Annotated in this window: 14 protein-coding genes; 8 read left to right on the forward strand and 6 right to left on the reverse strand. The window is 63.6% G+C overall.

Annotation, left to right across the window (positions count from 1 at the left end; genetic code table 11):
- Nucleotides 1–82: 82 nt before the first annotated feature.
- Nucleotides 83–679, reverse strand: a complete 597-nt coding sequence (locus O7A70_RS18860; RefSeq protein WP_027145869.1) for a helix-turn-helix domain-containing protein — start codon at nt 677–679, stop codon at nt 83–85.
- Nucleotides 680–850: 171 nt separating this feature from the next.
- Between O7A70_RS18860 and O7A70_RS18865 the strand changes: the two genes are divergently transcribed.
- On the forward strand, nt 851–1,555 hold the full coding sequence (locus O7A70_RS18865; RefSeq protein ID WP_027145870.1) for a nitroreductase: 705 nt from the start codon (nt 851–853) through the stop codon (nt 1,553–1,555).
- A gap of 21 nt (nt 1,556–1,576) precedes the next feature.
- Here the strand turns inward: O7A70_RS18865 and O7A70_RS18870 are convergent, their stop codons facing one another.
- From O7A70_RS18870 to O7A70_RS18890, 5 genes are all read right to left on the reverse strand, one after another.
- Nucleotides 1,577–3,019 carry an MFS transporter gene (locus tag O7A70_RS18870; protein WP_337141727.1) on the reverse strand — a complete coding sequence of 481 codons (1,443 nt, stop codon included), beginning with the start codon at nt 3,017–3,019 and terminating at the stop codon, nt 1,577–1,579.
- A gap of 163 nt (nt 3,020–3,182) precedes the next feature.
- Complete coding sequence (locus O7A70_RS18875; RefSeq protein WP_337141729.1) at nt 3,183–3,770, reverse strand: sarcosine oxidase subunit gamma; 588 nt, start codon at nt 3,768–3,770, stop codon at nt 3,183–3,185.
- Nucleotides 3,763–6,756 (reverse strand): sarcosine oxidase subunit alpha, encoded by a 2,994-nt coding sequence (locus O7A70_RS18880; RefSeq protein ID WP_337141730.1) that lies wholly within the window; start codon nt 6,754–6,756, stop codon nt 3,763–3,765. Before O7A70_RS18880 ends, O7A70_RS18875 begins: the two co-directional genes overlap by 8 nt.
- Complete coding sequence (locus tag O7A70_RS18885; protein WP_027145874.1) at nt 6,753–7,049, reverse strand: sarcosine oxidase subunit delta; 297 nt, start codon at nt 7,047–7,049, stop codon at nt 6,753–6,755. Before O7A70_RS18885 ends, O7A70_RS18880 begins: the two co-directional genes overlap by 4 nt.
- A gap of 9 nt (nt 7,050–7,058) precedes the next feature.
- Nucleotides 7,059–8,318, reverse strand: coding sequence for a sarcosine oxidase subunit beta (locus O7A70_RS18890; protein WP_337141731.1), 1,260 nt, complete (start codon nt 8,316–8,318; stop codon nt 7,059–7,061).
- Nucleotides 8,319–8,517: 199 nt separating this feature from the next.
- Between O7A70_RS18890 and O7A70_RS18895 the strand changes: the two genes are divergently transcribed.
- The 7 genes from O7A70_RS18895 (at nt 8,518) to O7A70_RS18925 (ending at nt 17,906) form a co-directional block, all read left to right on the forward strand.
- Entirely contained in the window at nt 8,518–11,007 is a 2,490-nt protein-coding gene (locus O7A70_RS18895) for a mechanosensitive ion channel family protein (protein ID WP_337141732.1), read from the forward strand.
- Nucleotides 11,008–11,160: 153 nt separating this feature from the next.
- Nucleotides 11,161–11,424, forward strand: a complete 264-nt coding sequence (locus O7A70_RS18900) for a hypothetical protein (protein ID WP_337141733.1) — start codon at nt 11,161–11,163, stop codon at nt 11,422–11,424.
- Nucleotides 11,425–11,715: 291 nt separating this feature from the next.
- Entirely contained in the window at nt 11,716–14,277 is a 2,562-nt protein-coding gene (locus tag O7A70_RS18905; RefSeq protein ID WP_337141734.1) for a GcvT family protein, read from the forward strand.
- A gap of 91 nt (nt 14,278–14,368) precedes the next feature.
- Nucleotides 14,369–15,217 carry a DUF1194 domain-containing protein gene (locus tag O7A70_RS18910; protein ID WP_337141735.1) on the forward strand — a complete coding sequence of 283 codons (849 nt, stop codon included), beginning with the start codon at nt 14,369–14,371 and terminating at the stop codon, nt 15,215–15,217.
- A gap of 114 nt (nt 15,218–15,331) precedes the next feature.
- Nucleotides 15,332–16,282: an ABC transporter substrate-binding protein gene (locus tag O7A70_RS18915; protein ID WP_140718098.1), complete on the forward strand. Its 951-nt coding sequence runs from the start codon at nt 15,332–15,334 to the stop codon at nt 16,280–16,282.
- Between the two features lie 68 nt (nt 16,283–16,350).
- Nucleotides 16,351–17,124: an ABC transporter permease gene (locus O7A70_RS18920; RefSeq protein WP_140502780.1), complete on the forward strand. Its 774-nt coding sequence runs from the start codon at nt 16,351–16,353 to the stop codon at nt 17,122–17,124.
- Complete coding sequence (locus tag O7A70_RS18925; protein WP_140502631.1) at nt 17,121–17,906, forward strand: ABC transporter ATP-binding protein; 786 nt, start codon at nt 17,121–17,123, stop codon at nt 17,904–17,906. The genes O7A70_RS18920 and O7A70_RS18925 overlap by 4 nt, the downstream gene beginning before the upstream one ends.
- The last annotated feature ends 33 nt before the right edge of the window (nt 17,907–17,939 follow it).

The following is a 17,939-nucleotide window of genomic DNA, read 5'->3' on the forward strand; positions in this document are numbered from 1 at the left end:
AATCTTCAAGCGCGCCGCGCTCTATTTTTGTTTGATGCATGTCGTTATCCCAAAACCGCTCCACGGTTTGGGCGACATGCACTCAATAGACCGGTGGCGAAACCACCCAGATGACGACCGCCGGCTCGCTACCCGGATTGCGCCAGCGGTAAGGCTTGCCTTCGAAGCGGAAGGAGTCGCCTTCGCCAAGCCGGTGCCAGACCCCGGCTATTTCGATGTCGAACTGCCCGGACGCGATGTATCCGGCCTCCTCGGTCGGCCGGCGGGCCTCGCTCTTCAACTCCGCGCCCGGCGCGAAGACCGACCGCACCATCTCGAAGCTACCACCGAGGTCCGGTGACAGAAGTTCCTCCACCAGGCCGGATTCGCTGGTGCCAAGCGTGCGACGCTTGCCGGCGCGCACCACCACGCCGCGCTCGCTTTCCACGGGCACGTCATGGCTGAAGAACAGGCTGATCGGCACGCCGAACAACTCGGCGAAGGCCCTGAGGTCACTGAGCGACGGCGTCGACAGGCCGCGCTCGACCTGGCTGACCCAGCCGACCGACCGGCCGAGTTTCAGCGCGATCTCGGCCAGCGTCAGCCCACGCACCCGGCGCAAGGCCCTGATATCGCCGGCCAGGACTCGTTCGTCAGCTCCCTGTAATGTTCGTGCGGTAGGGGAGGCCAAATCGCTCACTTCATGAAAAATTGCAGTCGAATTTCATGAGAAATGAAGCTCATGAAAAAATCAAGTAGATTTTCACCAATGCTCAAGATTTGCTTGCAGGATTTTGACGGTTCATGCAAAGGCTCCGCCGCGAGCGGCGAATGGGGACGTCCGATCGACACAATGGCTAAGGGACGGCCCATGCTGGAAAAGAAGGCTCGAATCGCGGTTGATGCCGAGATCGTCGACGATGCGATCATGTCGCGCCGTTCGGTGCGCGCATTTCTGCCCGACATGGTCGACGACGAGACGATCCGGGACATACTGACTGTTGCGGCGCGGGCTCCCTCCGGAACCAACATGCAGCCATGGCGGGTCTACGTCACCAAGGGCGGGACCAAGCAACGGATCACGGACGCAATCATGAATTCCGGCATCCGCGCGGAAAAAGCCGATTGGGACGAATACCGCTATTATCCCACCCAGTTCTTCGAGCCTTATCTCACCCGCCGCCGTGCCAACGGGTTCGGCCTCTACGGCGCGCTCGGCATCGGCCGCCGGGAAGTCGACAAGATGCGCGCCCAGCACGACCGCAACTTCGTCTTCTTCGACGCGCCGGTCGGCATGATCTTCACCATCGACCGCCGGCTCAACCAGGGTTCGTGGATCGACTACGGCATGTTCCTGCAGAACATCATGGTCGCGGCGCGGGGCAGGGGTCTGCATAGCTGTCCGCAAGCGGCCTTCGCGCCCTATCACCGGCAGATCCGGCCGGTGCTCGACATTCCCGACGAGGAGATCGTCGTCTGCGGCATGGCGCTCGGCTATGAAGACACTTCCAAGCCCGAGAACGCCTTCCGCACCGACCGTGAGCCGCTCGAGGAATGGGTGACGTTCAGCGAATAGGTTTCGTCCGCCGCAGGCCCGCTATTCCGTATTCATGTGCGCGCCGTGGCCGCTGACATGGGCGCCGTCCCGCGGCGTCAGCTTGAGATAGGCGAGCAGCGCGCAGAGCGTGATGATGCCCTCGATCACGAACAGGATCCGGAAATCGCTGGCGACGGCCGGCCCGCCGCCGGCGAGAAACGACAGCATCGCGGCCGCCAGGCCGACGCTGATCGCGACCGCCAGCTGCCAGAGGATATAGTAGAGCGCGCTGAAGCGGGCGAGTTGTTCGGGCGCGATATCGGAATAGGCGAGGTTGCCGGTCGAAGCCCATTGCACCGAGCGAAAGACGCCAAAGACGAAGATGTAGGTGAGCGTGATCCAAACCGGAGTCGTTGCCTGCATCAAGGCGAAGCCCGCGACCATGGCGGCAACAACGGGAGTGTTGAAGACCAGCACGCGGCGAAAACCGAAACGGTTGAGGACGCGTGGCATGAAGACACGCATACCCACCGAACCGACCGCCGCCACGAAGGTCAGCGATCCCGCCTGCACCGCGCTCATGCCGAAGCCGAGCTGGAACATCAGCGGCAGCAGGAAGACGACGGAGCTGAGACCGATCGTGTCGAGCCCGCCGCCGGTAAGGAAGGAGATGCGGAAGGTGCGGATGCGCAGGAGCTTGAGATCGAGCAGGGGATTGCGCACACGCAGGCAGTAGAAGGAGGCGGCCGTGAGGATGATGAGCGCCAGCGCAAGCTCGGCGGCGATCATGCTGCCGGCGGCGTCTTTCGCCGCGAGCGAGTCCATGCCGAAGACCAGCAGGACCATGCCGCCGCCGACCAGCACAAAGCCTGGAAAATCGAACCGCGCGCGCACCGGCTTGGTCATTGTCGGAAACAGTGAGGCGGCAAGAATAGCCGCCGCGAGCGCGAACGGCACGTTGATGAAGAAGATCCAGCGCCAGGAGATGTAGGTGGTCAAAGCGCCGCCGACGAGCGGACCGACCAGCGGCCCGGACTGCCCGGCCAGTGAGATATACATGTTGATCTTCAAGGTCCGGCTGCGCGGGAAGGTCGACAGGATCACGACCTGGCCGAGCGTGCCCATCAGAGCGCCACCGAAGCCCTGCAGCGCGCGGGCGCCGACCAGCATCCAGATGTCGTTCGACAGCCCGCACAGGGCCGATGAAGCGGCAAACACCAGCAAGGCAAAGCAATAGACATTGCGCAGGCCGAAACGGTCGGCGGCCCAGCCGCCGAGCGGCATCGAGATGATCAGGCTGGCGACGTAGACGGTGATCAGCAGGCCGAGCTGGCTGGGCGGACGGCCAAGGCTTTCGCTGATGCCCGGCAGCGCCGTCACCACGACATTCTGGTCGAGGCTGGTCATGAACACGCCGCAGGCAACGGTCAGCGGCAGCAGGAGCAAGGCTCTGGCCGACACATCGGCGCGATCGGTAGCGCCGGCGGATAGTTCAGCGGTCATGGGGATGTTCGAACCAAATATGCCGACCCTGAGACGGGATTTTCATCCCCTTGGACCGGTTGAACGGGCCACGTTTTCCATCATGGGCGCCCGCGGCGGAATTCTCTAGCGGCAGAACCAGCCGGCGTTGAGGCCAGAGGCAGCGGCTCTAAGGCCACACCGCCTACTGCACCTCGTAGCCGACTTCCTCGCTGGCGTGGCAGAGCGCCTTCCAGAACGAGCGGGCGAAGGAGCGAAAGACATAGATGTCGAACTGGTCGGTGCCGGTGCGCTGGATCTGGGCGAAGACATCGTGATGCGTTGTCGAGCGGCCGGCGCCGACCGGAAAGGCGGGCAGGGCGAAGTCGATGGCGAAGAATTTCGACAGCACCCATTCGGCTTTCGGCCCGGCGATGCGGATGGCGGTGCGGCCATGCGACAGGTCCGTCACCGTGCCGATGGCAGGCGTCACCGACTTGGCGAAGGCCGCGGCCAGTCCTTCGGCCTCATCGGTCACCGTGAACTTTCCCGGTGCGAAGCCGAACACCGATTTCACGCCGTCGCTCAAGCCGCCGCCAGCGCCGTCGGGCAGCGCAAGCCCGATGACGCCGCGGATGGCCGCGATCAGTTTCTTCTCTTCGCCCGGCCATGCCGCGAGTTGCACGATCGAGCCCGGCCGGGTTTCGGTGAGCAGTATCTCGACGCCATGTTCGAAATTCCCATGCGAACCGACATGGAACTCCGGCTCGAGGGGCGATTGACGCTCAGCCATGCATGCGGGTCCCTTCCGGATCGTAGAAGTGGTTGGAGACGATCTCCACGGGACCGAAGCGGTTGCGCAAGGGATCGGAGACATGGGCGCGCGTGCCGTGCCTGGCCTTGCCGCCCTTGACCAGCGCCAGCGCGATATGCTTGCCGAGCGCCGGCGAATAGCAGCATGCGGTGATGTGCCCGACCGAGCCGTGCGGATTGGCTTCGTCGACCTCCTCGACAATGTGCGCGCCGCCATTGAGCGGCCGGTTGTCGAGCGCGATCAGGCCGACCAGTTCCAGCCGCTCGGACGCAACGAGACCTTCCCGGTCCATCATCGCCGAGCCGATGAAGGGCTTCTTCTTCGACAGCATCCAGTCGAGATGCAGGTCGCGCGCCGTTGTGCGGCCATCGATCTCGGCGCCGGTGACATGGCCCTTCTCGATGCGCATCGTACCCAGCGCCTCGAGCCCGTAGGTGACCAGCCCGAACGGCTTGCCGGCTTCGATCAACGCTTCCCAGACATGGGTGCCGTGGCCGGCGCCGCAATAGACCTCGAAGGCCATTTCACCGGAGAAGGATAGCCGGCAAATCATCACCGGCACAGCTGAAATCTCGCCGTGCACGATGCTCATGAAGGGCAGCGTCGCATTGTCGACATCCGTGCCGGTGACACAGGCGGCCAGGATCTGCCTCGCTTTCGGCCCGCCGATCGCGGCTCCCGCCCATTCGTCGGTCACCGAGGTGACGTGGACCTTGAGTTCCGGCCAGATCACGTCGAGGAAATATTCCAAATGCTGCATCACCTTGCCGGCATTGGCCGTGGTGGTGGTCATCAGGAAGTCCTGTTCGCCGAGCCGCCAGGTGGTGCCGTCGTCGAAGGCAAAGCCGTCCTCGCGCAGCATCAAACCGTAGCGCGCCTTGCCGACGGCGAGGGTCGAGAACATGTTGGTGTAGACACGGTCGAGGAACGTGGCGGCGTCGGGGCCCTGCACGGCGATCTTGCCCAGCGTCGAGACATCGACGATGCCCGCACTTTCGCGGGTCGCCTTGGCTTCGCGCACATAGGCCTGTTCGATGGTTTCGCCTGAAAGCCGGTAGATCATCGGCCGGTACCAGAGGCCGGCCGAATACATGGTCGCGCCATTGGCGACATGCCAGTCATGCATCGGCGTCAGCCGTTCGGGCTTGAGGTCGCCGAAGCGTTCGGCTGCCAGCGAGCCGATCGACACCGGTGCGAAGGGGGGCCTGAAGCGCGTCGTGCCGACTTCCGGGATTGGCTTGCCGAGTGCTTCCGCCATGATGGCAAGGCCGGGGACGTTGGAGCTCTTGCCCTGGTCGGTGGCCATGCCGAGCGTGGTATAGCGCTTCAGGTGCTCGACAGAGACGAAGCCTTCGCGATGCGCCAGGCGGACATCCTCCGCCGTGACGTCGTGCTGGAAGTCGACAAAGCTCTTGCCGCTGCCCTTGATTTCGAACACGGGCGCGGGATCTGGATCTCCAGGGGTTGCCTCGACAGCAGGCAATGCTACCGGCGCGGCGGTTCCGCCAGCCGCGGCAATGCCTGCGGCGCGCCCTTCGGCGATCGCCTCGACCGTCGAAAAGCTGCCGGTGAACGCGCCCGCGCCGATCCAGTTTTGCGTCGGCTTGGGCGGCAGGAAGGCCTGCCGGGCGGCGCTCCATTCCGCCTTGGCGCCGGCCTGGCTGGCCAGATGGATGGTCGGCGACCAGCCGCCCGACATCAGCAGGCAATCGGCATGGACGCTGCGCGCATCGCCGCTCAGTGCACCGGCGACCATGTCGAAACGCTGGACCTTGAGGCCTGACAACGACTTGCCGCCTTCCGTGGCGACCACCGCATGACCGGAAAGCAATTCCGCCTCGGCTTCGCCGGCCAGGGCGCTCATCTCGGCGGAGGGTTGCGGGCGCACGTCGACGATGGCAAGGATCGCCGCACCTGCCTGCTTCAGCGCCAGCGCCGACCGGTAGGCGCTATCATTGTTGGTGAACACCACGACCCGCTGCCCGGGCAGCACGCCGAATTCGTTGGCGTAGCGCTCCGCCGCATGCGCCAGCATTACGCCGGGCCGGTCATTGCCGGGAAACACCAGCGGCCTTTCGAAGGCGCCGGTACCCAGCACGACGGATCCCGCGCGGATCGCCCAGTAGCGATGGCGCGGTTCACCCTTGGCGGGCTGCGCCTTGTGGTCGCTGACCCGCTCGAGCGCGGCAAGCGTGTTGTTGTCGTAATAGCCCCAGACCGTGGTGCGCGGCAGAAGCCGGACATTGTCTCGCCCTTCGAGCTGGGCGACGGTGCGCCGCACCCAATCAGCCGCCGGTGCGCCTTCGATGGTTTCGCCGGACCAGTTGGCCGAACCGCCGAAACGCGGCTCGAGATCGGTCAGCATGACGCGGGCGCCTTGGTCCGCGGCGGCCTTGGCGGCCATCAGGCCGGCCGGGCCGGAGCCGACCACAAGCACGTCGCAAAAGGCGTTCATGCGCTCGTAGCGGGCCGGATCCTTTGCCGATCCGGCGCTGCCGAGGCCGGCAGCGCGGCGGATGAAATGTTCGCAGAACATCCAGAAGCGCGTGCCTTTCAGCGGGCCGATAACCGGCCCCATAAAGGTCTTGTAGTAGAAGCCGGCCGACAGCAGCTTGCCACCGAGCTGGTTGACGGCATGGATATCCCAGGCGAGCGAGGGGAAACGGTTCTGGCTGACGGCGATCAGCCCGTCATGGATTTCGACCATGGTCGCAGGAATGTTGGGTTCCCGCACCTCGCCCTTCAGCACCGTTACCAGCGCGTTGGGCTCCTCGACGCCTGCGCTCAGCAGGCCGCGCGGGCGATGGTATTTGAAAGAACGCCCGAAAAGGGTGACGCCATTGGCCATCAGCGCGGACGCCAGCGTGTCGCCGCCATGCCCGGTATAGGCAACGCCGTCGAACGTGAAGCGGATCGTCTTCAACCGGTCTATGCGGCCGCCGGTGACGGTGCGGCGCGGGCTCATGGCTTGTCCTCCGCCTTGCGGCGCGCAGCCGAGCTGTGATCGCCACGCACGAAGGCGACACTGGAAATCTCATGCGTCAGCGTGTTGCGCACGACCCTCAGGTGAGCCCGGCAGCCGCCGGAATGCTGCCATATCTCGTTGTGGTCGCCGGCCGGGTTCAGCCGGTCGTAGACGTACGCGTTCCAGGCCTCGAAATTCTGCGAGGCAGGGTCGGGGCGTTCGCGGTTGCCGTCACCCTGATAGGTGAACTCGATGACGTCGCGCGGGCCGCAGTAGGGGCAAGTGATCAGCACGGAATGTTCCTAATGAAGCCGCGGGTTCGCGCCCTGGCCCTTGTCGTCGATCACCAGGCCGCGATGAAATCGGTCCAGCGTGAAAGGGGCGTTGAAATCGTGCGGCTGGTCCTTGGCGATGGTCCAGGCAAAGCACCACCCGGAAGCGGGCGTCGCCTTGAAGCCGCCATAGCACCAGCCGCAATTGAGATACATGCCGGGCAGGGGCCCGATGGTGATGATCGGCGAACCGTCCATCGACATGTCGCAGACGCCGCCCCAGGAGCGCAGCATGCGTACACGCGCTAGGCCCGGGAAAAGCGCCAGCATCTCGCTCATCACTTCGTCGACGATGGGCAGGTTGCCGCGCTGGGCGTAGCTGTTGTAGCCGTCGATGTCGCCGCCATAGACAAGGCCGCCCTTGTCGGACTGCGACATGTAGAAGTGGCCCATGCCGAAGGTCACGACGGTGTCGATGAAAGGTTTCAGGGATTCGGTGACGAAGGCCTGCAGCACGTGGCTCTCGATCGGCATCGTCTCGACGCCGGCCAGTTGCATGACGCGGCCGGTGCTGCCGGCCACCGCGACCGCTACCTTCTTGGCCCTGATATCGCCGCGGGAGGTGGTAACGCCAGTGATCCGGTCGCCGTCGCGCAGGAAGCCGGTGACCTCGCAATTCTCGACGATGTCGACGCCGCGCCGGTCGGCGCCGCGCGCATAGCCCCAGGCGACCGCATCGTGCCGGGCGGTGCCGGCGCGCCGCTGCATCAGGCCGCCAACGACGGGAAAGCGTGCATCATTGGAGATATCGAGCGCCGGGATCAGGCGCTTGATCTCGGCTGGCGTCATCAGTTCCGCATCGACGCCGAGATGGCGCATGGCGTTGCCGCGTCTTGCGTAGTCGTCGAACTGAGCCGGCGTGTGCGCCAGGTTCAGGCAGCCGCGCTGCGAGAACATGACGTTGTAATTGAGTTCGTGCGACAGGTTCTCCCACAGCTTCATCGAATGTTCGTAGAAGCGGGTGTTGGCGGGCAGCAGATAGTTCGAGCGAACGGCCGTCGTGTTGCGGCCGACATTGCCGGAGCCCAGCCAGCCTTTCTCCAGCACCGCGACATTGGTGATGCCGTGTTCCTTGGCCAGATAATAGGCGGTCGCCAGGCCATGACCGCCGCCGCCGATGATGATGACGTCGTAGGATGCCTTCGGATCCGGCTTGCGCCAGGCCGGCTTCCAGTCCTTGTTTCCCTTGAACGCGTTCGCGAGCAGCGAAAGGGCCGAGTACTCTGCCATGTGTAAGGTGTCCGATGCGGGCGATGCGGCAGATTATAGAGCAGGGTGCTGATAGAAAGCCAATATTGCGCCATCGCCTTTCGACTGGCCGACGCTTGATGTGTGCGATCGGTCGCGGTGACTTGCCCCATGATATGGCCGCCTTTATCAAGGACAGGCATTTTGAATGCCTTTGCCGCCCGCGAGTCGCCGATCCATCATGTTTTTTCGATTGCTTCGCCTCATATTGGTCCTGGTGCTTGTCGTTGCGGCGCCGCTGTCGTTCGAGGCGGCGGCGCAAGGCGTTGGCCAGGCGCCCGCCGGACTGGTGGCCGACCAGCAAAAGATCATCCAGGGCCTGACGACCAAGGCCGACAATTTCGAGAAGCAGACACAGCAGGATGGCGAGGACGACAGCAACCTCGTCGATATCCGCCTGCAGCTCGAGGAATTGTCGCGGCAATCGCTGACCAGCGCGCTGGCGTTCCGCACGCGCCTGGGCGAAATCAACAGCCGGCTCGAACAGCTCGGGCCGCCGCCTGCCGCGGGCCAACCGGCGGAGCCCGACATCGTCAGCGGCGAGCGCCAGGCGCTGACGTCTGAAAAGGCGGAGATCAACGCGGTCATCGCACAAGCTCAGACCTTGTCGATCCGCATCAGCGGGCTGATCGACAAGATCGGCAACATGCGCAGCGCGCTGTTCCGGAATCTGTTGACCAAGCGCTACGTACTCTCGGACGCCTTGAGCCCGCAGGTGTTTTCCGATGCGCGCGACGAGTTCGGCAATTTTTACAAGGCGGTGTCGTCCTGGCTGAGCTTCGCCATCAAGTTCAAGTTCCAGGCCATCCTGGCGGCAACCTTCGTGGCGCTCGGCCTTGCGCTGGTGCTGCTGGTCGGCGGGCGGCGCCTGTTCGGGCGGGTGTTCGAGGCCGAATCCAGCAATGAGGACCCATCCTATCTCAGCCGTCTTTCGGTGGCGTTCTGGTCGACCTTGCTGCCGACGCTGGCGGTTGCCGCCTTTCTCGGCTCGACGATCTTCTTCTTCAATTATTATAATGTTTTGCGCGGCGATATCGGGCTCTTCCTGAATGCGCTGGCGGCCGTCATCGGCGTGGTGTTTTGCGTCAATCGGCTGACCAATGCTGCGCTCGAACCGCGCCTACCGAACTGGCGGCTCATTCCCGTCGAAACCGGCCCGGCGCGCTGGCTGGTGCGGCTAGCGACAGCCATGGCCGTGGTCATTGGCGCCAACTATTTCCTGTCGATCGTCAACGACAAGATGGGCTCGCCGCTGTCGCTGACCATCGCCCGCAGCTTCGGCGCCGCCATAACCGTCGGCGTCATCCTGATGCTGATGGCGATGCTGAGGCCGTTCAGGGCGCGTGACGGAAGCTGGCGACCATGGCCGGCATGGCTGCGCTATACATCGCTCGCCCTTGGCCTGTTCACCATCGTCGCGGCGCTGCTCGGTTATATCGGCCTTGCGCTGTTCGTCTCGCAACAGGTGGTGGTCACCGGCACGGCGCTGATAACAGCCTATATCGGCTTCCTGTCGGCGCAGGCGATCGGCGAGGAGGACGCTTTCGCCAACACGTCGGTCGGGCGCTGGCTGTCGGCCAATTCCAGCTACGAGGACACCGCGCTTGACCAGCTCGGCCTTGTCGTCAGCATCGCCATCAACGTGATGATCGTGCTGGTGTTCCTGCCGCTGATCCTTTTGATGTGGGGCTTCCAGCCCGGCGATATCGAGGCGTGGGCGTATAAGCTCGCAACCGGGATCAATATCGGTTCGGTGACAATTTCGGTCACCGGTATCCTGTCGGGCATCGTCGTCTTCGTCATCGGCTATTTCCTGACGCGCTGGTTCCAGGGCTGGCTCGACGGCTCTGTCATGGCGCGCGGCAAGGTTGATACCGGGGTGCGCAACTCGATCCGGCTGGCGGTCGGCTATGCCGGTGTTGCTCTTGCGGCGCTGGTCGGTATTTCGGCGGCCGGCATCGACCTCTCCAGCCTGGCGCTGGTCGCCGGCGCTCTCTCCCTCGGTATCGGCTTTGGCCTGCAGAATGTGGTGTCCAATTTCGTCTCCGGCCTGATCCTCTTGGCCGAGCGGCCGTTCAAGGTCGGCGACTGGATCGTGGCCGGCGACGTCAGCGGCACGGTCAAGAAGATCAGCGTGCGCGCCACCGAGATCGAGACTTTCCAGCGGCAGTCGGTGATCCTGCCCAATTCGAACCTGATCAACAATGCCGTCGGCAACTGGACGCACCGCAACAAGCTCGGCCGCATCGACATCAAGGTCGGCGTCGCCTATGGCAGCGACGTCAAGCATGTCCACGCCGTGCTGCTGGATATCGCGCGCAGCCATCCGCTGGTGCTGAAGAACCCCGAGCCGTTCGTGCTGTTTTCCAATTTCGGACCCGCCGCGCTCGAATTCGAGATTCGTCTGTTCCTGGCCGATGTGATGAACGGCAACATCGTGCAGAACGACGTTCGCTTCACCGTGCTGGAGAGATTCGACGACCAGCACATCGAAATCCCTTCAACGCCTCGCGCGGTCGTCGAGGCCAAGAAGCACGTGGCATGGCCGACCGATGACGACAAGATCGAGGCCGATTTCGCCGAACAGCAAGAGGCCAAGGCGCAAGCCGAGGCCGAGGCGAAGCGTCAGGCCAAATCAGGCCGCAAGACACGCAAGCCCGATCCGGATTAGATTTGGAATTTCAAGGTTGCACGTCGCCAAGACCAATTGCGGCATGAATGCGGCATTCAGTTGCGGTTCAGCTTCCATCTCATATAAGCTCCATGCAAAGGCGAAAATGCCTTGTGAAATGCAACAGAGGCGGTGGGAACACCGATATTGCAAATGTGGAAGTCTCTCGTCGCCGTCGTGGCTTTGCTCGCCGTGAGCGGCTCGGCCCATGCCGCAAGCGCGGTCAACAAGGACGCCGAGACGCGCACGCTGGTCGTGACCGAGGGCGGCAGCAAGACCGAGCTTGCGCTGGCTGGCGGCGAAACCGTCGAGTTCTGCCAGAACGGTTGCTTCGTCACCTTGCCCAATGGTGACCTCGAAGCCCTGACCGGTTCGGAAACCGTCGAGATTTCCGGCGGCGTCGCCCGCATCAAGTAATCTCGGTGGCATGATTGGAAAGGCCGGGCGTTTGCTCGGCCTTTTATCGTTTCCGGTAGCTGTCTAACAATGACGCTGAAAATCCCGCACGCCGTTTTCAGCTTGGCTTCCAGGCCGAGGACGTGTGGGCGTTTGCCTGATGGGTAGCTGTTTTCCCTGATTTGGGAAGGGTCGCGCCGCATCTTTGGCGTGTCGCAAACAGGCGGTAGCGTCGTGCCCGTCGCCTGCATATTGTGCGCCGATCAAGCGGGCGCCGACGCCGCCCGCAACAGCATTCTGGAGTCGCGGGCAATGGCAGAGTTTCCGAAAAAGGCGAAGGTCGTCATCATTGGCCTCGGCGGCATTGTCGGCGCATCGATCGCCCATCATCTGATCGAACGCGGCTGGGACGACATTGTCGGCATCGACAAGTCGGGCATCCCGACCGACATCGGCTCGACCGCGCATGCGTCGGACTTCTGCTACACCACGAGCCATGATTTCCTGTCGTGCTGGACGACGCTCTACTCCATCGATTTCTACGAGAAGATGGGCCATTACGCCCGCGTCGGCGGCCTTGAGGTCGCCCGTGTCGGCGACGACGGCCGCATGGACGAGATCAAGCGCAAGATCGCTTCGGCCAAGGCTTTCGGCACGCGCGCGCGCCTGATCGAGCCCGCCGAGATCAAGGAAAAATTCCCGCTGATCGAACAGGATCTGGTGCAGGGCGGCCTGTGGGATCCGGACGCTGGTCTCGTCATTCCGCGCTCGCAGACCGTTGCCGGCAAGCTGGTCGACCAGGCCGAAGCGTCCGGCAAGCTCAAATCTTTCGCCAACACGCCGGCGAAGTCGCTTGTCGTCAAGGATGGCCGCATCAGCGCCGTGGTGACGGACCGCGGCACGATCGAGGCCGACTACGTCATCGTCTGCGCCGGCATCTGGGGCCGGCTGATCGCCGAGATGGTGGGCGAAGACCTGCCGGTCATGCCGATCGACCATCCGCTGACCTTCTTTGGCCCGTACACCGAGTTCGCCGGCACCGGCAAGGAGATCGGCTGGCCGCTGCTGCGCGACCAGGGCAACTCGGCCTATATGCGTGACACTGGCGATCCCAAGACCGCCGAGGGCGGCCAGATCGAATGGGGCTATTACGAAGAGACCAATCCGCGCCTCTGCCACCCGCGCGACCTGCTGGAGAAGGACCAGGCGCGGCTGTCGCCGTCGCAGCGCGATCTCGACATGGAGCAGATCCTGGCGCCGCTCGAACGCGCCATGGAACTGACGCCGATCCTGGGTGAACTCGGCTATAACGAAAGCCATTCGTTCAATGGCCTGCTGCAGGTGACGGCCGATGGCGGCCCGTCGATGGGCGAAAGCCAGAAGGTGAGGGGGCTTTGGTATGCCGTCGCCATCTGGGTCAAGGACGGCCCGGGCATGGGCAAGCTGATCGCCGACTGGATGACCGACGGCCGCACCGAAATCGACCACCACGCGATCGACTATGCGCGCTTCTATCCGCACCAGACCAAGGAACAGTTCATCTGGGACCGCTGCACCGAGACGGCGATGAAGGTCTACAATCCGGCGGTGCATCCGCGCGAACCCTTCTCCAAGGCCCGCAACATCAGGCGTTCGCCGTTCTGGGAACGCGAGAAGGAACTCGGCGGCTATTTCATGGAACTCGGCGGTTGGGAGCGCGCCCACGGCTACGCCGCCAACGAGCATCTGCTTGAAAAGTATGGAAACCGTGTGCCGGTGCGCGAGAACGAATGGGACAACCGCCACTTCTGGCGCGTCTCCAACGCCGAGCATCTGGCGATGAGCGAGGATTGCGGCATCGTCAACCTCTCGCATTTCTCCATGTATGATATCGAAGGACCCGACCATGTCGCGCTGCTGGAATGGCTGTGCGCGGCCAAGATCGGCGGCGACAACAACGTCGGCAAGGGCATCTACACCCACTTCCTCGACGAGGAAGGCATGGTGCGCGCCGACTTCACCGTGATCCGCATGGCCGACCGCTGCCGGCTGATCGACGGCGCCGACGCGGGGCCGCGCGACTTCCAGTACATGCGCCGCACGGCGCAGGACAAAGGGTTCGACGTCACCATCACCGATGTGACCGAGAAGTACGTCACCATCGGCATCTGGGGGCCGAACGCGCGGGCGACGTTGCAAAAGGTGGTCGAGAAGCCGGATGGGCTTTCGCCGGAGAATTTTCCCTTCGCGGCGATCAAGCCGGTCAGGATCGGCGGCAAGGATGTCACCGCGTTCCGCATCTCCTATGTCGGCGAGCAGGGCTGGGAGTTGCATATGCGCTACGAGGACGGTCTGGCCGTCTGGGACGCGCTGCGCTCGACAGGCGTCATGCCGTTCGGCGTCGAGACCTACGCCAATACGCGCCGCATGGAGAAGAGCCTGCGGCTGCAGAACGCCGACCTCTTGACCGAGTATAATCTGCTCGAGGCCGATCTTGCCCGACCGAAGGTCAAGGAGAACGATTTCTGCGGCAAGGCCAAGCATGTGGAGTATCGCGAACGCGCGCACCAGCCCGCCATGCTGTGCACGCTGGTGATGACCGAGAATACGGACTCCAAGGGTGTTGCCCGTTATCCCGTCGGCATCATGCCGGTGATGGACCCCGAGAGCGGGGATACACTGGTCGACGAACTCGGCCGCCGCTCCTTCACAACATCGGTCGCCTATGGCCCGACCATCGGCAAGAACATCGCGCTCGCCTATCTGCCCTGGGCCTATGCCCAGGAGGGCCGCAAGCTCAAGGTCGAGTATTTCGGCGAGACTTATCCGGTTGAAGTCGCCAGCGTTGGCTACAGGCCGCTTTACGACCCGGAGAATCTCAAGCCGCGGAGCTGATCGCCCGCGGCCGGGCTCGGCTATTGGATCAGCGCGGCCACGGCCGGGCTTTTCTCTTTTTCGGTGGGCGATTCTGGCTTAACCTTGCGCAATGTCTGGTTTGCCCTGCGCGAGACATCTGCTTTCCGCCACTGCCGCACTGGCGCTGACGCTCTGGCTGGCGCCGGGATCCCACGCCGACGAGCCGGTCGATGTCGAGCTGGTGCTGGCGGTGGACGTTTCGCTGTCGATGTCGGCGGAGGAGCTGGAGATCCAGCGCCATGGCTACGCGGCGGCGCTGACGCATGACAATGTGCTGCAGGCGATCGCCGATGGCGCCTATGGCAAGATCGCCGTCACCTATGTCGAATGGGCTGGCACCGGCTGGCAACACGTCATCGTACCGTGGACGGTGATCGCAAGCCGCGCCGACGCCGAGCGGGTGGTGGCGCAATTGTCGGCCCAGCCGCCCAACAGCGCACGGCGCACCTCGATCTCCGGTGCATTGGAGTTCGGCAGCGACCTTTTCGCCGAAAGCGGCTACCAGGGAACCAAGCGCGTCATCGACATTTCGGGCGACGGGCCAAACAACCAGGGCGCGCCGGTCAATCTCGTCCGCGACGGGGTGGTCAGCCAAGGCATCGTCATCAACGGCCTGCCGCTGATGACCCGGGGCGGCTTTTCCGGCGTCTATGACGTGAACGATCTCGACCGCTACTACAGCGACTGCGTCATCGGCGGCGCCGGTGCCTTCATGATCCCGGTCAATGACTGGACACAATTTCCCGAAGCCATCCGCCGCAAGCTTGTGCTTGAGCTTGCCGGTCCGGCGTCACCCTATTGGGTGGCGGAGGAGGCGGACCATCCGCCAGTGGAGCTGGCGCAGGACAAGCCCGCCGCCGACTGCCAGGTCGGCGAGAAAATGTGGCGCAACCGCAACTGGATGCCCGACAGCAGGTAGAGCAATTCCAAACCGGGTTGCCGGCTGCTTTGTGCGCAAACACGTTCCTGTTGATTGACAAGCCCATCGGCCTCTGTGAACAATTTCCCCCAGAAAAACAAAAGGGGAACCGACATGAACAGGATAACCGTCTTTGCCGCGACATTGACGCTTGCCGCGGGGTTGACCGCGCCGGCGATGGCCGCCACGTCACTCACCATCGGCATCAGCGGCTGGACCGGATTCGCGCCGCTGACACTCGCCAAGCAGGCAGGGCTGTTCGAGAAGCATGGCCTCGACGTGACCTTGAAGAAGGTGCCGCAGGCCAGCCGACCGCTCGCCATCGCCAGCGGCGACCTGCAATGCGCCGCCACCACGGTCGAGACCTGGCTGGTCTGGAACGCCAGCGGGGTGACCACCAAGCAAATCTTCCAGCTCGACAAATCCTATGGCGCCGACGGCATCGTCGTGCGCAACGACATCAAGACCGTCGCCGACCTCAAGGGCAAGAATGTAGCATCCTCCGCGCCGGGAACGTCGCCCTATTTCATGCTCGCCTGGGTGCTGAACAAGAACGGCATGTCGACCAAGGACGTGACGGTCGTCAATCTCGAGCCTGACGCGGCGGCGCAAGCTTTCCTCGCCGGCCAGAATGACGCGGCCGTCACCTATGAGCCCTTCATCTCGGCCGTGCGCGACAAGGCCGACCAGGGTCATATCCTGGCGACCACGCTCGACTATCCGATGGTTCTCGACACGGTCGGCTGCACGCCCGAATTCCTCAAGGCTAATCCCGACGCCGCCAAGGCGCTTGCCGACAGCTATTTCGACGCTCTCGACATGATCAAGAAGGATCCGCAGAAATCCTACGAGATCATGGGCGCCGACGTGAAACAGTCTGCCAAGGAATTCGAGGATTCGGCGAAGTACCTGAAATGGGCCGACAAGGCCGCGAACAAGCAGTTCTTCACCAAGGAATTCCAGGACTTTTCCAAGACCGCCGGCGACCTGCTGCTGCAGATGGGGCTGATCAAGGAGGCGCCCGACGTCGCCACGCTGGCCGACACCAGCGCCGTGGCGAATTGACGGTTCAACCCTTGGATACCGTGTGGCGGCGCAGTGCGCCGCCACTTTCCCGCTGACAAAGGATGAAGATGCGCCCCTTGCATCCTGTCTCACCGAGCCTGCGAACAGTGCTCGGTATTTCCTTCTTCGTGCTGTTCGTGGCCTTCTGGGCCTGGATCACACTTGGCGGCCACGTCAACCGCATCTTCCTCGCCGACCCGCTGTCGATGCTGCGGGACGGCTGGCGGCTGCTGGTCGAGGACCGTTTCTGGCTCGACATACTGATCACCATCTGGCGGGTCTTCGGCGGCTTTGTGCTGGCCTCGGTCGTCGCCGTGCCGCTCGGCATCGCCATGGGCGCCTGGAAGCCGGTGGAAGCGTTTCTGGAACCCTTCGTCTCCTTCGCCCGCTACCTGCCGGCCTCGGCTTTCATTCCGCTGCTCATCCTGTGGGCCGGCATTGGCGAGCTGGAGAAGCTTCTCGTCATCTTCGTCGGATCGGTGTTCCAAGTCATCCTGATCATTGCGGTCAAGGTCGGTTCCACACGGCGCGACCTGGTCGAGGCCGCCTATACGCTGGGGTCGACCAACAATGGCATCGTCAGGCGGGTCATCATGCCGGCCAATGCGCCCGAGATCGCCGAGACGCTGCGGCTGGTGCTCGGCTGGGCCTGGACCTATGTCATCGTTGCCGAACTGATCGGCTCATCGTCGGGCATCGGCTATATGATCATCAACAGCCAGTCGCGGCTGGCGACCGGGCAGATCATCTTCGGCATCATCGTCATCGGCCTGATCGGGCTGTTGTCCGATTTCGCTTTCAAGGCGTTCAACCGCTGGCTCTTTCCATGGAGCCTGGCGTGAGCAAGCTTCTCATCGAGGGCGTTGCGCGCACCTTTGCCGGCGTGCGCGGCGGAGAGCCGGTCAGGGCGCTGATGCCGGTCGACCTGGCGGTCGCGGCAAATGATTTCATCACCATCCTGGGGCCGTCCGGTTGCGGAAAGTCGACGCTGTTGAGGATCGTCGCCGGCCTGGAAGCGCCAAGCGAAGGTCGCGTTCTGCTCGACGGCAAGGCGGTGACGAGACCCGGGCCGGACCGCGGCATGGTCTTCCAATCCTACACGCTTTTCCCCTGGCTGACGGTCGCCGAAAACATCGCTTTCGGCCTGCGCGAACGCGGCATGGCCGAAGAGGAGAGGGACGGAATCGTTGCCTCCTATGTCGATCTCGTCGGGCTGAAGGGGTTCGAGAACCATTGGCCGAAGCAGCTTTCCGGCGGCATGCAGCAGCGCACGGCGATAGCGCGGGCACTGGCCAACGATCCGGAAATCCTGCTGCTGGACGAGCCGTTCGGGGCCCTCGACAACCAGACGCGCGGGCTGATGCAGGAATTGCTGCTCGGCATATGGGAACGGCGCAAGAAAACGGTGCTGTTCGTCACCCACGACATCGAGGAGGCGATCTTCATGGCCTCGCGGGTCATCGTGATGACGGCGCGGCCCGGCCGCATCAAGTCGGATGTCGCCATCGACCTGCCGCATCCGCGGCACTACACGCTGAAGACCAGTCCGGAATTCTCGGCGTTGAAGGCACGGCTGACCGAGGACATCCGCGTCGAGGCGATGCGGACCGCAGAGGTGCACTAACCGCTCACGGCTCGGTCGTCTGCGCGTATGGTT

Source organism: Mesorhizobium sp. Cs1299R1N1, assembly GCF_037179655.1.
In the GTDB taxonomy this organism is placed as follows: domain Bacteria; phylum Pseudomonadota; class Alphaproteobacteria; order Rhizobiales; family Rhizobiaceae; genus Mesorhizobium; species Mesorhizobium salmacidum.

Excerpts from the sequence above, each read along its gene's own strand:
- O7A70_RS18915 (WP_140718098.1), top strand. The coding sequence starts at position 15,332 with ATGAACAGGATAACCGTCTTTGCCGCGACATTGACGCTTGCCGCGGGG.
- O7A70_RS18870 (WP_337141727.1), bottom strand. The coding sequence starts at position 3,019 with ATGACCGCTGAACTATCCGCCGGCGCTACCGATCGCGCCGATGTGTCG.
- O7A70_RS18875 (WP_337141729.1), bottom strand. The coding sequence starts at position 3,770 with ATGGCTGAGCGTCAATCGCCCCTCGAGCCGGAGTTCCATGTCGGTTCG.
- O7A70_RS18900 (WP_337141733.1), top strand. The coding sequence starts at position 11,161 with ATGTGGAAGTCTCTCGTCGCCGTCGTGGCTTTGCTCGCCGTGAGCGGC.
- O7A70_RS18895 (WP_337141732.1), top strand. The coding sequence starts at position 8,518 with ATGTTTTTTCGATTGCTTCGCCTCATATTGGTCCTGGTGCTTGTCGTT.
- O7A70_RS18880 (WP_337141730.1), bottom strand. The coding sequence starts at position 6,756 with ATGAGCCCGCGCCGCACCGTCACCGGCGGCCGCATAGACCGGTTGAAG.
- O7A70_RS18920 (WP_140502780.1), top strand. The coding sequence starts at position 16,351 with ATGCGCCCCTTGCATCCTGTCTCACCGAGCCTGCGAACAGTGCTCGGT.
- O7A70_RS18910 (WP_337141735.1), top strand. The coding sequence starts at position 14,369 with ATGTCTGGTTTGCCCTGCGCGAGACATCTGCTTTCCGCCACTGCCGCA.
- O7A70_RS18905 (WP_337141734.1), top strand. The coding sequence starts at position 11,716 with ATGGCAGAGTTTCCGAAAAAGGCGAAGGTCGTCATCATTGGCCTCGGC.
- O7A70_RS18890 (WP_337141731.1), bottom strand. The coding sequence starts at position 8,318 with ATGGCAGAGTACTCGGCCCTTTCGCTGCTCGCGAACGCGTTCAAGGGA.
- O7A70_RS18865 (WP_027145870.1), top strand. The coding sequence starts at position 851 with ATGCTGGAAAAGAAGGCTCGAATCGCGGTTGATGCCGAGATCGTCGAC.